The organism is Micromonospora sp. WMMD967, from assembly GCF_029626165.1.
GTDB classification, from domain to species: domain Bacteria; phylum Actinomycetota; class Actinomycetes; order Mycobacteriales; family Micromonosporaceae; genus Micromonospora; species Micromonospora taraxaci.
The window spans coordinates 6,467,411-6,481,850 of record NZ_JARUBK010000001.1; the positions used below are offsets into that span (position 1 = coordinate 6,467,411).

Here is a 14,440-nt window from a genome sequence, read left to right on the forward strand (position 1 = left end):
GCGCCACCGGGGGTGACCGCTGTCTCAGCGGCGCGCCACCGACCCGGCGGTGACCAGCTCCGGCAGCCGGACCGCGCCCAGGCGGACTCCACCGGGTCCGGCGGGCGCGATCACACACACCGCCCCGGCGGGACGGACGATGCGGGCGGCCCGGAACGCCACCCGTCGTACCGGATGGCGCGGCCGGGGCGTGACCAGCGCGAGGGTCGCCGCGCGGGCGTGCTGGCGGTCCAGGGCGACCGCCGCCGCGACAGTGGCGATCGTCGCGGCGGTCCCGGCCAGGACGAGCGTCTGGCGCGGCCCGGCGTACTCGGCGAGCCAGCCGAGCAGCGGGGCACCGACCGCGGCGGAGACCGAGCCGGTGACCGCCAGGGCGGCGAGCACCCGACCCCGCATCGCGGCATCGGTGTCGAGTTGGGCGCGGGTACCGACTGTGGTGTCGATGACCACCGCCGCGGCGGCGATCGGCAGGATCACCGCCGCGAAGCTCACGGTCCCCGGGGCGAGGCCGGCGACGATCTGCAACCCGCTGGCGAGCAGGCCGGCGACGACGAGCGTCCGGTAACCCAGGGAACGGCGACGGGCCGCGACGAGGGCGCCGACCACCGTTCCGATCGCGAACACCGTCGACAGGACGCCGTAGCCGGAGGCGCCGGCGTTCAGCGGGCCGTCGCTCATCGCCGCCATCGTCACCTGGTAGTTGCGGCCCAGGCTGCCGAGCACGAACGACAGGGCGAGCGCGAGGAGCAGCACCGGTTGCCCGCGCAGGTAGGCGAACCCGGCCCGCACCCCGCTGCGGGTCGCGCCGGCGGCGGTCCCCGCCACGCCGGCCACGGCCCCCGGGCGTACGGCGAACAGCGCCACCACCACGGCGGCGAAGCTCGCCGCGTTGATGCCGAACAACAGGGCGGGGCCGACGGCGGCCACGACGACGGCGCCGAGGCTCATGCCGAGGATGCGGCCGGCGGAATTGGAGAGCGACCCGAGCGCCAGGGCGTTGCCGAGGGTCTCCCGGTCGACGAGGGTGGAGGCCCAACGCCCCATCACCGGCCCCTCGACGGCCGAGACGGCACCGGTGGCCAGGGAGATCGCGAAGATCAGCGGCAGGCCGCCGAAACCGGTCAGGGCGGCCGCGCCCAGCCCGGCGGCGAGCGTCGCGTGGGCCGCCTGGGCGGTGATCAGCAGCGGGCGGGCCGGCAGGCGGTCGGCCAGCACACCGCCCCAAACGCTGAGCAGTAGTGTTGGTGCCGCCTGGAGCAGCACGGCGAACCCCATGGACGTCGCCGAACCGGTCTCCTTCAGGACGTACCAGTTGACCCCGAGGACCTGCATCCAGGTGCCGATGACGGAGACGAACCCGGCGAGCGCCCAGATGCGGTAGTTGCGATGGCGCAGCGCGGCGAAGGTGGCACCCGTGGCCACGACGAACCTCCAGCGATCGGCGGCATGATCATTCAGGCCGATCGCGGCGCGGTTCGGCAGCCGACAAGTCTTGCCACCTTAAACCTGTTTGCCCACATTTGTGAGCGGCTTCACCAGCGGGAATGTCCGGCCGGCGCGGCAGCAGCGTGCCACACCGACCGGACAACCAACCTGTCAGCGAGCGGCGAGAGCCTGCGCGGCCGGGCCGACCGGGGCCGGCAACGCACCGACACCGCCGAGGTAGGCGTGGATGGCGGCAGCCGCCGCACGACCCTCGGCGATGGCCCAGACGATCAGCGAAGCGCCCCGGTGCATGTCACCCGCGACGAACACCCCGTCGGCGTCGGTCTGCCAGTCGTCGCGGGCGTCGACAGCACCCCGCGGGTTGCGGGTCACCCCGAACTGCGCCAGCAGCGGCTGCTGCTCGGTGCCCTCGAAACCGATCGCCAGCAGCACCAGATCCGCCGGAAGCTCCCGCTCGGAACCTGGCACCACGGTGACGATGCGGCGGCCGTCGCGCTTCTCGACGGTCACCTCGGCGATCCGTACCGCCCGCACCTGGCCGGTGCCGTCGTCCACGAACTCCTGCACCGCGGCGGCGAAGACCCGCTCGCCGCCCTCCTCGTGCGCCGGGTAGCTGCGCAGGATCCACGGCCAGGTCGGCCACGGGTCCCGCGTCTCGTCGCGCTCCTGCGGCGGCTGCGGGTACAGGTCGAGCTGGTGCACCCCAGCAGCGCCCTGGCGGTGGGCGACGCCGAGGCAGTCGGCGGCGGTGTCCCCACCTCCGATGATCACCACGTGCTTGCCGGCCGCGTCGATCGGAGTGCCGTCCGGCAGCACCGCCGTCGCCAGCCGGCGCTCCCCGGTGCTCACCACGCCGGCCTGGTCGGTGGCCGCGGTGGCGACCGCGCGATTCGCCGCGACCAGGTGCGCCATCGCCTGGTGTACGCCCCGAAGCGCCCGCCCCGGGGTTTCCGGGGTGTCCCGGCCCTGCAACGCGCCGCAGGCCAACAGCACCGCGTCGTGCTCGGCGCGCAACTGCTCGGCGGTGACGTCCACGCCGACGTTCACGCCGGTGCGGAAACGCACCCCCTCGGCGGCGAGCTGGGCCAACCGGGCGTCGATGTGCCGCTTCTCCAACTTGAAGTCGGGGATGCCGTACCGGAGCAGACCACCGATCGCATCGTCCCGCTCGTACACCGTCACCGCGTGACCGGCGCGGGCCAACTGCTGGGCGGCGGCGAGACCGGCGGGCCCGGAGCCGACGACGGCGACCGACCGGCCGGACGGCGCCGGAACCGGGCGGGGGGTGAACCCACGCGCGGCGGCGGCGTCGGCGATCTCCACCTCGACCTGCTTGATGGTCACCGGCTGACCGCCGGAGATGCCGAGCACGCAGGCCGCCTCGCAGGGCGCCGGGCAGAGCCGACCGGTGAACTCCGGGAAGTTGTTGGTGGCGTGCAGGGACTCCACCGCCGCGTCCCAGTTGCCGGTACGCACCAGGTCGTTCCAGTCCGGGATGCGGTTGCCCAGCGGGCAGCCGTCGTGGCAGAACGGGATGCCGCAGTCCATGCATCGGGTGGCCTGCTCGCGGACCAGCTCCTCGCCGGCCGGCGGGTAGACCTCACGCCAGTCGCTGATCCGCACCGACACCGGACGGCGGGCCGGCAGTCGCCGGTCGTAGCGCAGGAAACCGTTCGGGTCAGGCACGTGCCACCTCCTGGGCCGCCACCCGCGGGGCGGGCGGCGCGGCCGGCGCGCTAAGCGCGCCCATGACCGCGTCGTCGACGTCGCGGCCGGCGGCTTCGGCGGCCCGCATGATCTCCAGCACCCGGCGGTAGTCGCGGGGTACCACGGCGGTGAACTCGGCCACCGCCTCCGGCCAGCGCTTGAGCAGCTCCTCGGCGACCGCCGACCCGGTCTCGGCCACGTGCCGCTGGATCAGGTCGTGCAACAGCGCCTGCTCCTGCTCACCCAGCGGCGTCAGGTCCACCAGTTCGGTGTTGACCCGCGCACGGTCCAGGTGGTGCACGTACGCCGTGCCGCCGGACATGCCGGCCGCGAAGTTACGGCCGGTCGCGCCGAGCACCACCACAGTGCCACCGGTCATGTACTCGCACCCGTGGTCGCCGACACCCTCGACCACGGCGACCGCGCCGGAGTTGCGCACCGCGAACCGCTCCCCCACCCGGCCCCGCAGGAAGACCTCGCCCGCCGTGGCGCCGTACAGGATAGTGTTGCCGGCGATGATCTGGTCCTCGGCCCGCTGCCCCGGCGCGGCGTCGGGGTCGAGGAAGGGCGCGGCGGCGTCCGGACGGACGACGACCCGCCCACCGGAGAGACCCTTGCCCACGTAGTCGTTGGCGTCTCCGTGCAGCCGCAGGGTCACCCCGCGGGGCAGGAACGCGCCGAACGACTGCCCGGCCGTGCCGTTGAGTACGAACTCGATTGTGTCGTCCGGGAGGCCGGCGCCGCCGAAGCGACGGGTGACCTCCCCGCCGAGCATCGCGCCGACGCTGCGGTGCTCGTTGCGCACCGCCACCTCGACGCGCACCGGGGCCCCCTCGGACAGCGCCGGACGGGCCAGCGCGATCAGCTCGTTGTCCAGGGCCTGCTCCAGGCCGTGGTCCTGGGCGCGCACCCCGCGCCGGGCCGCACCTTCGGGCAGCTCCGGCAGGTGCAGGACGGGTGCCAGGTCCAACCCGTGCGCCTTCCAGTGCGTCAGGGCCGGGGCCACGTCGAGCAGCTCGGTCTGCCCGATCGCCTCCTCGATCGACCGCAGACCCAGCTCCGCCAGGTAGCCCCGGACCTCCTCGGCGAGGAAGAGGAAGAAGTTCTCCACGAACTCCGGGGTGCCGGTGAACCGCTCGCGCAGGACCGGATTCTGGGTGGCGATGCCGACCGGGCAGGTGTCCAGGTGGCAGACCCGCATCATCACGCAGCCGGCGACGATCAGCGGCGCGGTCGCGAAGCCGAACTCCTCCGCGCCGAGCAGCGCCGCGACCAGCACGTCCCGGCCCGTCTTGAGCTGGCCGTCGACCTGAACGGTGACCCGGTCGCGCAGCTTGTTGAGCAACAGCGTCTGCTGTGCCTCGGCCAGCCCCAGCTCCCACGGCGTACCGGCGTGCTTGAGCGAGTTCATCGGGGACGCGCCAGTGCCGCCGTCGTGGCCGGAGATCAGGATGACGTCCGCCTTGAGCTTCGCCACCCCGGCGGCGACGGTGCCGACGCCGACCTCGCTGACCAGCTTGACGTGCACCCGGGCCGCCGGGTTGACGCACTTCAGGTCGTGGACGAGCTGGGCCAGGTCCTCGATGGAGTAGATGTCGTGGTGCGGCGGCGGGGAGATCAGACCCACGCCGGGAGTGGCGTGGCGGGTACGGGCGATCCACGGCCAGACCTTGTTGCCGGGCAGCTGACCGCCCTCGCCCGGCTTCGCGCCCTGGGCCATCTTGATCTGGAGGTCGTCCGCGTTGACCAGGTATTCGCTGGTCACGCCGAAGCGACCGCTGGCGATCTGCTTGACCGCCGAGCGGCGGACCGGGTCGTGCAGGCGCTCGACGTCCTCGCCGCCCTCACCGGTGTTGGACTTGCCGCCGAGACGGTTCATCGCGATGGCGAGTGTCTCGTGCGCCTCGGCGGAGATCGAGCCGTACGACATGGCGCCGGTGGCGAACCGCTTGACGATCTCGGAGGCCGGCTCGACCTCCTCGATCGGCACCGCCGGACGCACCCCGGCGCGCAATGTGAACAGCCCGCGCAGCGAGCCGGCCTGCGCGGCGAGCGCGTCGACCTTCGCGGTGTACTCCCGGAAGACGTCGTACTGCCGACTCCGGGTGGCGTGCTGCAACAGGAAGACCGTCTCAGGGTTGAACAGGTGCAGTTCACCCTCGCGACGCCACTGGTACTCGCCACCGACCTCGAGCCGGTCGGAGGCGGCGGTGCCCGCCGACGGCCAGGCCAGCGCGTGCCGGGCGGCCACCTCGGCGTGCACGCCGGCGAGGCCCACCCCGCCGATCCGGCTGGGGGTGCCCCGGAAATACCGCTCCACGAGCCGGCTGTCGAGACCGACCGCCTCGAAGACCTGCGCCCCGCAGTACGAGGAGACCGTCGAGATGCCCATCTTCGACATGATCTTCAGGACGCCCTTGCCGAGCGCCTTGGCGTAGTTGCGCACAGCGGCGGCGGGCTCGACGCCGGACAGCGCGCCGGTGGAGATCAGATCCTCCACCGACTCGAACGCCAGGTACGGGTTGACCGCCGCAGCCCCGTAACCGATCAGGACGGCCGCGTGGTGCACCTCCCGACAGTCGCCGGACTCCACGATCAACGCCGCCTGGGTACGCGTCTGCTCGCGTACCAGGTGCTGGTGCACGGCGGCGGTGAGCAGCAGCGACGGGATGGGCGCCAGGTCGGCGTTGGAGTCCCGGTCGGAGAGCACCAGGATCCGTACGCCGTCCTCGATCGCCTCGGAGACGTGCCGGCAGATCTCGGTCAGCCGCGCCTTGATCCCGGCGGCGCCCTCCCGGACGCGGTACAGCCCGGACACCCGGACCGCCTTGAAGCCGGGCAGGTCGCCGTCCTCGTCGATGGAGAGGATCTTCGCCAGCTCGTCGTTGTCGAGGATCGGGTGTGGCAGCACGATCTGCCGGCAACTCGCCGCGCCCGGGTCGAGCAGGTTGCCCTCCGGCCCGATCGTCGACGCCAGGCTGGTCACCAGCTCTTCCCGGATGGCGTCCAGCGGCGGGTTGGTGACCTGGGCGAAGAGTTGGTGGAAGTAGTCGTAGAGCAGCCTCGGCCGGGTGGACAGCGGCGCGATCGGAGTGTCCGTACCCATCGAACCGAGTGGCTCGGCGCCGGTGCGGGCCATCGGCCCGAGCAGGATCTTCAGCTCCTCCTGCGTGTAGCCGAAGGTCTGCTGCCGGCGGCGTACCGAGTCGTGGGTGTAGACGGTGTGCTCGCGGGCCGGCAGGTCACCCAGCTCGATCAGCCCGGCGTGCAGCCACTCGGCGTACGGCTGGGCGGCGGCCAACTCGGACTTGATCTCCTCGTCGTGCACGATCCGACCGGCGACGGTGTCGACCAGGAACATCTTGCCCGGCTGGAGTCGGCCCTTGGCGACCACGTGGGCCGGGTCGAGGTCGAGCACGCCCGCCTCGGAACCGAGCACGACGAGGCCGTCGTCCGTCTGCCACCAGCGCCCCGGGCGCAGCCCGTTGCGGTCCAGCACCGCGCCGACGATGTCACCGTCGGTGAAGGCCACCGACGCGGGACCGTCCCACGGCTCCATGAGGCTGGCGTGGAAGCGGTAGAAGGCGCGCTTCGCCGGCTCCATGCCGGGGTCGTTCTCCCACGCCTCGGGGATCATCATGAGCACCGCGTGCGGCAGGCTCCGCCCCGCCAGGTGCAGCAGCTCCAGGACCTCGTCGAAGTTCGCCGAGTCGGACGCTGCCGGGGTGCAGACCGGGAAGACCCTCCGGATGTTGCCGGGCAGGTTCGGCGAGCGCAGCAGCGCCTCCCGGGCCTGCATCCAGTTGCGGTTGCCCCGGATCGTGTTGATCTCGCCGTTGTGGGCGATGAAGCGGTACGGGTGCGCCAGCGGCCAGGACGGGAACGTGTTGGTGGAGAAGCGGGAGTGCACCAACGCGATCGCGCTGTCGATCCGCTCGTCACGCAGATCCGGGTAGAACGCCGGCAACTGGTCGGGGGTGAGCATTCCCTTGTAGACCATGGTGCGGCTGGACAACGACGGGAAGTACGCCGGCACGCCCCGCTCGGCGGTCTCCCGTTCGGCCTGCTTACGCAGGCTGAATGCCACCCGGTCCAGTTCGATGCCGTGCAGCGGCGAACCGGCCGGCCCCTCGGGCGCGTCGGTGAGCCGACGCGCGGCCAGGAAGAGCTGCCGGACCCGGGGCATCGCCGCCAGGGCCGTCTCGCCAAGGTCACTGCTGTCGATCGACACGTCCCGCCAGCCGAGCAGGTCGGCGCCCTCGACCAGCGCGTACTTCTCGACCACCCGCCGGGCACGCGCCTCGGCGGCGTCGTCGTCGGGGAGGAAGACCAGCCCCGTCGCGTACTCACCGGCCGGGGGAAGCGCGATGTCGGCCACCGCGCGTAGGAACGCGTCGGGGACCTGGATCATGATGCCCGCGCCGTCGCCGGTGTTCTGCTCCGCGCCTCGGGCGCCGCGATGGTCCAGTCGACACAGGGCACCGAGCCCGTTGGCGACGACCGCGTGCGAACGCCGGCCGTGCAGGTCCGCCACGAACGCCACACCGCAGGCGTCGTGCTCCTGCGCGGGGTCGTAGAGACCCTGGGCCGTGGGGTGGGGGTCGGGCATCGGGGACGCCTGCGGGCTGTGCGGGTACGGCTGTGTCATATCCGCGTACGGCTGAGCCACCGGGCCTCCTGTCGTCACTCAGGTTGGATCATGGTGGGGACGACGTCGGCCCGTGGGTCTATTGAGTCTACGTTAGGGCGACGCTCGCACGGCCACCTGAGATTGATCACACCGTCCACTGGCTGGGACGTGTAGTCTCGCGCGGTGGATCCGCTCAACAAGCACGTCTTCGACCGGTTGGAACGTTTCTACGACGCGGTGCCCCGCGACGTCGCCGGTGCGGAGGAACATGGCGGGCTGGTGTTGTTCGTCCGCGAGGGCAACGGATGGCCGTTCTACGCCCGTCCCCGGATCGACGCCGGCGAACCGCCGTCGCTGGCCGACGTGGCCTCGGTTCGCGAACGGCAACGGAAGCTGGGCCTGCCGGAAGCCTTCGAGTGGGTGCACGAGACGACCCCCGACCTGCTGGCGGTCGCCCGCTCGGCAGGGCTGCACGTGCTGGAGGCACCGCTGATGGTGCTCGACCCGACCGCCCTGCCCGACCCGGCGACGCTGTCCGACGTGGCGGTACGGGTGCTGGCCGCCGACTCCCCCGACTTCGCCGCCGACGTCGCGGCACGGCGCGCGGTGGCAGCCGTGTCGTTCGCCGCCGCCGGCACCGCGACCGGAGAGGCGGGCCCGGCCGAGCGGGACGCCGCGGTCACCGAACTCGAACTCGCCGCGCTCGACGAGGAGCGCGCCCGGATCGCCGACGGCCGCCGGATCTCCGCTCTGGCGGGCACCCCGACCGAGGGTGCCCTGGCCAGCGGCATGGCCATGCGCGTCGACGACGTCGCGGAGATCGCCGGGGTGGCCACCCTGCCGGCCGCCCGCCGACGCGGACTGGGTGCCGCGCTGACCGCCACCCTCGCCCGGGAACTACTCTCGGCCGGCACCGACCTGGTCTTCCTCTCGGCCGGCAGCGAGGAGATCGCCCGGGTCTACCTGCGGGTCGGCTTCCGCCGCATCGGCACCGCCTGCATCGCCGAACCAGCACCCCTGATCCCCTAGCCCACCCCCGCGCCCGTCCCCGCCCTTCTCGCGCGTCGACCCCCCGCCCCCTCGCGCGCCGGTCCCCCGCCCCCCTCGCGCGTCGATCATGGAGTCGTGGCGTCGAGTTAGGACGGGTTTGTCACGCTTCGACCACCACCACAAGTCCATGATCGACGTGGGAGGCGGGTGGCGAAGCGCGGAAGGCGGGCGGTGAGACGCGGGTGGCGGGTGGCGGGTGGGGTGGGTGGGTCAGGTGGGAGGGCGCCACTGGGCGGCGGTGGCCGCGGCGCTGGAGAGCAGTCGGGAGTTGATCGTGCCGAGCGCGGCATCGCGGGCGCGCAGCGCCAACCGACCACGGGCCTGGAGCACCGCCGACATCCGCCGCGTCTGCCGGACCACCGTCGCGGCGCGCGGGCGCCGCACCCGGTCGTACGCCTGAACGGCGTCGGGCAGCCGAGCCTCACGGAGCAGGGTGGCGAGCGTGGCGGCGTCCTCGAACGCGAGGCAGGCGCCCTGCCCGAGGTGCGGCGGCATGGCGTGCGCCGCGTCACCGAGCAGCACCACCCCGCCCGGACCGGCCGGAAAGCCGTACGCCCGGGGCAGCGGCCGCAGCTCGCGGACCTCCTGCTGGACCAGGTCGGCCGGGTCCGTGGCGTCGAGCAGCGCGCCGATCGGGTCGGGCCAGCCCGCGTACCAGCGACGGAGCAGGGCGAGCTGGGTCTCCGGCGGTTCGGGGCGTGGTGCGCCGGCGGCGGTGGCCACCCAGTAGATGCCGCCCCGGGTGGAACCGCCCGACGAACCGCGCTCACCCAACGACGCGGCCACGAAACGGTAGCCCGCGCCGAGGATCTCACCGACCAGCGGTTGGTCGTCGGGTAGTCGAGGCGCCTTGTACCAGGGGATGACAGCGCGCCAGGCGGCACAGCCGGAGCTGACCACCCGGGATTCGGGGGCGAGTTGACGGCGGATGCCGCTGTCCGTGCCGTCGGCGGCAACCACCAGGTCGACCTCGATGGTCTGTCGCCCGTCGCTGACCGCTGGTCGCTCACCCGGCTCGACCCGGACGTGGCGCACTGTCACGCCGGTCCGCAGGTCGACCCGCTCGCCGAGGCCGGCGATCAACGCGTCGTGCAGATCTTCCCGGTGCACCACCACCGGCATCCGGTCGGCGGGGATGGGCCGGGGCTGCACGAGCCAGTGCCCGTCCGGGCGGCGGACCCCACCGTCGGGCAGCGGGGTGGCGATGGCAGCCAGGCCCGCGCCGAGGCCGAGGGCTTGCAGCGCGCGGACACCGTTGGGCCACAGCACCACTGCGGTCGGCTCCGGGCGGACCCGTTCGGCACGCTCCATGAGGGTGACCATCCAGCCGGAGCGGGCCAGCGCGCCGGCCACCGCGAGGCCACCGACCCCGGCGCCGACCACCACCGCGCTTCGCATCGGTGTCTCCCCCGCTCAGCTGTCCCGGTCGGCGGGCCGCGCACCCGCGGCGTCAGCCCGGTCGGCGGGCCGGGCGCCTGCGACGTCAGCCCGGTCGGCCGACGGATCGTCCGCCAGGTCGTCGTCGGGCGACGTGCCGCCCACGACCGTGTCGCCGGTGCGGGGCTCGTCAGCGCCGGGCTCGTCGGTGCCGGGTCCGGCGGCCTCGTCGCCAGCGGGCTCCGGCGGCACGACGCCGGTTTCCTGCCAGGCGGCGTACTGCTCCTCGCTGACCACCCGGTAGCCCTCCGGCGCGGCCGTCCGCGTCGGGGTCTCCCGCTCCGACAGGTCCACCTGGGACAGGTCGGACGCGGGCGGCGGGGTCGGCGACGTCGTCGCGCCGAGCGGGATCAGGAACTCCTGCGGGCCGCGTACGCGCACGAAGTAGATCAACCCGCCGAGGAAGACCAGGGCGGCGGTCCAGACGTTGAGCCGGACGCCGAGGATCTGGTTGGCCTCGTCGGTGCGCATGAGCTCGATCCAGAACCGGCCGGCGGTGTAGCCCATCACGTAGAGCGCGAAGGCCCGGCCCCGACCCAGCTTGAGCCGGCGGTCGAGGAGGAGGACCAGGGCGACGACGCCGAGGTTCCACAGCAGCTCGTAGAGGAAGGTCGGCTGGTAGAGGCCCGGTTCGAGGATGGGCTGCCCGGCGTCGTCGCGCAGGGCGTGCCCCGGATTGTCCGGGTCCATCCGGTGGATCTCCAGGCCCCACGGCAGTGTGGTGCGGGCGCCGAACAGCTCGTTGTTGAACCAGTTGCCGAGCCGGCCGACCGCCTGGGCCAGCGGCAGCCCGGGCGCCAGCGCGTCGGCCACCACTCCGAACGGGATGCCGAGCTGTCGGGCCGCGATCCACGCCCCGACCGCGCCACCGGCGACAGCGCCCCAGATGCCGAGACCGCCCTCCCAGATGGCGAACGCCTTCATCGGGTCGCCACCGGCGCCGAAGTATTTCTCCGGCGAGGTGATCACGTGGTAGATCCGGGCACCGATGATGCCCGCGGGCACCGCCCAGACGGCGATGTCGAGCACCGCGCCCGGCGCGACGCCGCGCTGCCGCAGCCGGCGCTCCGTCACCCAACAGGCCAGCACGATGCCGGCGATGATGCAGAGCGCGTAGGCCCGGATCGGCACCGGCCCGAGCTGCCAGACCGCGGTGCTGGGGCTGGGCAGGGCCGCCTGGGGGGACAGCGAGGCGAGGGTCACGGATGCACACGCTACCGCTGCACACCCCCGCAGCGGCACCCCGGGCCGCCGGAGCCGGCAACTCGGTGACTTCTGGTTTGCACCCCCGTACGCTCTTTGTCCATGAGCGCGCTCACCTGGGCGGTCGCCGCGGTCGTCACCGACGACACCGGCCGGGTGCTGCTCTGTCGACAGGGTCGGGGCGAGCGCCGCTACGCGCTTCCCGGCGGGCGCCTACGGCCGGCGGAGAGTCCGGTGCGGGCAGCCCTGCGGGACATCAGGGCGGAGACCGGCTGGAACATCGACCTGGTCGACCTGATCGGCGTCTACCACCTGACCGGCCCGCCGGGGGAGGCTACGGCCGGCCGCGTCGGGCCGCTGCCCGACGTCCTCGTGCACGTGTTCCGGGCCCGCGCCGCGGGGGTCCGGCCGGCCGCCGATCCACCGCCGGGCTGCCGGCTGTCCTGGCACTATCCCGACGCGCTCCCCGAGGCCGTCACGCCACTCACCCGGGCCGCCGTCACCGACGCCCGTGCGGGCCGCTCCGGCGTACTCCACGATGTCGCCTGCGTGCCCGACACCGTGGATGCCCCGCCGCCCTCGGCGACTCTCCCCGGGCACCGGGGTCAACCGGCAGCCGACCAGGGCGGACGGTCAGGGACGGGACAGCCGCCGGAGCAACGCGGCGAAGCTGCGGACGATCCCCTTCCCCGCACCCGACGATCCCGGGGTCCGCTCGCGTGATCACCGGCCGCACCCGGCCGGGCGTCTGCCATTGAGCGGTATACCTGTGAGTCATAACTATGACTCACAGGTATACCGCTCGACAGACACACATGGCCCAGGTGCGCGGCGCGGCGGAAGGCGTCCCGGCGCGAGTGTGCAGGTCCGAGCGCACGAAGACCGGCGGACCGCTCAGCGGGTGGGGGTGCGGACGCCCTCGGCGAGTTCGGCGCTGAGGGTACGCAGCGCGGCCAGCCCGTCGGCCTCGGTGGGCGCGTCGAGTACGCACCGGACCAGGGCGCTGCCGACGATGACCCCGTCGGCGTACCCGGCGACCGTGCCGGCCTGCGCGCCGGTGCCCACGCCCAGACCGACGCCGACCGGCAGGTCGGTGACCGCCCGGACCCGGGAGACCAGCGTCGGAGCAGCGTCCGAGGTGCTCGCCCGGGCTCCCGTCACACCCATGACGGCGGTCGCGTAGACGAAGCCACGGCAGTGCTCCACCGTCATCGCCAGTCGAGCGTCGGTGGACGACGGCGAGACCAGGAACGTGCGGTCCAGCCCGTGTGCGTCCGAGGCCGCGAGCCACTCGTCGGCCTCGTCGGGGATCAGGTCAGGGGTGATCAGACCGGTGCCCCCGGCGGAGGCGAGGTCACGGGCGAACACGTCCACGCCGTACCGCTCGACCGGGTTCCAGTAGGTCATGGTGACCACCGGCGCGCCGGTGGCCGCCACCGCCTCGATGATGCGCATCGTGTCGGCGGTGCGGACGCCACCGGCCAGGGCGATGTCGCTGGCCTTCTGGATCACCGGCCCGTCCATCACCGGGTCGGAGTAGGGAATCTCCACCTCGATGACGTCGACCCCGGCCTCGACCATGGCGATCATCGCGGCGATGCTGCCCTCGACGCTCGGGAAACCGGCCGGCATGCAGCCGACCAGCAGTGCCCGCCCGTCGGCCCGGGCCTTGTCGAAGGCCACTCCGATGCGACTCACCTCAGCGCTCCTTGTCGAGGATGCCGAAGTAGTCCCCGGCGGTGTGCACGTCCTTGTCGCCCCGGCCGGAGAGGTTCACCACGATGGTGGGCTCCCGGCCCAGCTCGGCGGCGAGCTTCGGGGCCAACGCGACGGTGCCCGCGAGCGCGTGCGCGCTCTCGATCGCCGGGATGATCCCCTCGGTGCGGCAGAGCAGCTCGAACGCTGCCATCGCCTCGTCGTCGGTGACCGGCAGGTAGTTCGCCCGGCCGGTGTCGTGCAGCCAGGCGTGCTCGGGCCCGACGCCCGGGTAGTCCAGACCGGCGGAGATCGAATGCGACTCCAGGGTCTGCCCGTCGGCGTCCTGCAGCACGTACGTCCGGGTGCCGTGCAGCACACCGGCCGAACCGCCGGTGATGCTCGCCGCGTGCCGGCCGGTGGCCACCCCGTCGCCGCCGGCCTCGAAGCCGTACAGCCGCACGTCGTCGTCGCCGACGAAGGCGTGGAAGATGCCCAACGCGTTGGACCCACCACCGACACAGGCGGTCACCGCGTCCGGCAGCGCGCCGGTGAGGTCGAGGCACTGCTGGCGGGCCTCGTCACCGATGCCCCGCACGAAGTCGCGGACCATCGCCGGGAACGGGTGCGGGCCGGCGGCGGTGCCGATCAGGTAGTGCGTCTCGTCGACGTTGGCCACCCAGTCCCGCATCGCCTCGTTCATCGCGTCCTTGAGCGTGCGCGAGCCGTTGGTCACCGGCACGACGGTGGCGCCGAGCATGCGCATCCGGGCCACGTTCAGCGCCTGCCGCTCGGTGTCGACCTGGCCCATGTAGACCACGCACTCCAGGTCGAACAGGGCGGCGGCGGTCGCGGTGGCCACACCGTGCTGGCCGGCGCCGGTCTCCGCGATCACCCGGGTCTTGCCCATCCGCTTGGTCAGCAGGGCCTGGCCGAGCACGTTGCGCACCTTGTGCGCGCCGGTGTGGTTGAGGTCCTCGCGCTTGAGCAGCACCCGCGCCCCGACCTTCGCGGAGAAACGCCGGGCCTCGTAGAGCAGCGACGGGGTGCCGGCGTAGTCGCGCAGCAGTGCCCCGAACTCCGCCCGGAAGGACTCGTCCGCCATCGCGGCGCGCCAGGCCCCGTCGAGCTCGTCCAACGCGGCCACCAGGGCCTCGGGAACGAACCGACCGCCGAAGCGGCCGAAGTGGCCGGCGGAGTCGGGCTGCGGGCCGGCCACCGGGGCCAGCGCGTCGGCGCTCATCGGAAATCCTCTCGGTGGGGCGTCACGTC

General features: G+C 73.1%; 9 protein-coding genes. 2 read left to right on the forward strand and 7 right to left on the reverse strand.

The window, feature by feature from the left end:
* Window positions 1-24: 24 nt before the first annotated feature.
* From O7631_RS29005 to gltB, 3 genes are all read right to left on the reverse strand, one after another.
* Entirely contained in the window at window positions 25-1,422 is a 1,398-nt protein-coding gene (locus O7631_RS29005) for an MFS transporter (RefSeq protein ID WP_278147183.1), read from the reverse strand.
* Between the two features lie 174 nt (window positions 1,423-1,596).
* Entirely contained in the window at window positions 1,597-3,132 is a 1,536-nt protein-coding gene (locus O7631_RS29010; RefSeq protein ID WP_278147184.1) for a glutamate synthase subunit beta, read from the reverse strand.
* On the reverse strand, window positions 3,125-7,801 hold the full coding sequence (gene gltB, locus O7631_RS29015) for a glutamate synthase large subunit (protein WP_278148053.1): 4,677 nt from the start codon (window positions 7,799-7,801) through the stop codon (window positions 3,125-3,127). Before gltB ends, O7631_RS29010 begins: the two co-directional genes overlap by 8 nt.
* A 165-nt stretch (window positions 7,802-7,966) precedes the next feature.
* Here gltB and O7631_RS29020 point away from each other — a divergent pair, with 165 nt between their 5' ends.
* A complete protein-coding gene (locus O7631_RS29020; protein WP_278147185.1) occupies window positions 7,967-8,812 on the forward strand; it encodes a GNAT family N-acetyltransferase in 846 nt (281 codons plus the stop codon).
* 231 nt (window positions 8,813-9,043) lie between these two features.
* Here O7631_RS29020 and O7631_RS29025 read toward each other — a convergent pair whose 3' ends face one another.
* A complete protein-coding gene (locus O7631_RS29025) occupies window positions 9,044-10,231 on the reverse strand; it encodes an FAD-dependent monooxygenase (RefSeq protein ID WP_269683116.1) in 1,188 nt (395 codons plus the stop codon).
* Between the two features lie 15 nt (window positions 10,232-10,246).
* Window positions 10,247-11,473 (reverse strand): prolipoprotein diacylglyceryl transferase, encoded by a 1,227-nt coding sequence (gene lgt / locus O7631_RS29030; RefSeq protein ID WP_278147186.1) that lies wholly within the window; start codon window positions 11,471-11,473, stop codon window positions 10,247-10,249.
* Between the two features lie 102 nt (window positions 11,474-11,575).
* On the opposite strand from lgt, the gene O7631_RS29035 reads away from it, so the two are divergent.
* A complete protein-coding gene (locus tag O7631_RS29035; protein WP_278147187.1) occupies window positions 11,576-12,196 on the forward strand; it encodes an NUDIX hydrolase in 621 nt (206 codons plus the stop codon).
* A gap of 171 nt (window positions 12,197-12,367) precedes the next feature.
* On the opposite strand, the gene trpA is transcribed toward O7631_RS29035, so the two are convergent.
* Both trpA and trpB read right to left on the reverse strand, forming a co-directional pair.
* Window positions 12,368-13,171: a tryptophan synthase subunit alpha gene (gene trpA, locus O7631_RS29040; RefSeq protein WP_278147188.1), complete on the reverse strand. Its 804-nt coding sequence runs from the start codon at window positions 13,169-13,171 to the stop codon at window positions 12,368-12,370.
* 1 nt (window position 13,172) lies between these two features.
* A complete protein-coding gene (gene trpB, locus O7631_RS29045; protein ID WP_278147189.1) occupies window positions 13,173-14,411 on the reverse strand; it encodes a tryptophan synthase subunit beta in 1,239 nt (412 codons plus the stop codon).
* Window positions 14,412-14,440 lie beyond the last annotated feature (29 nt).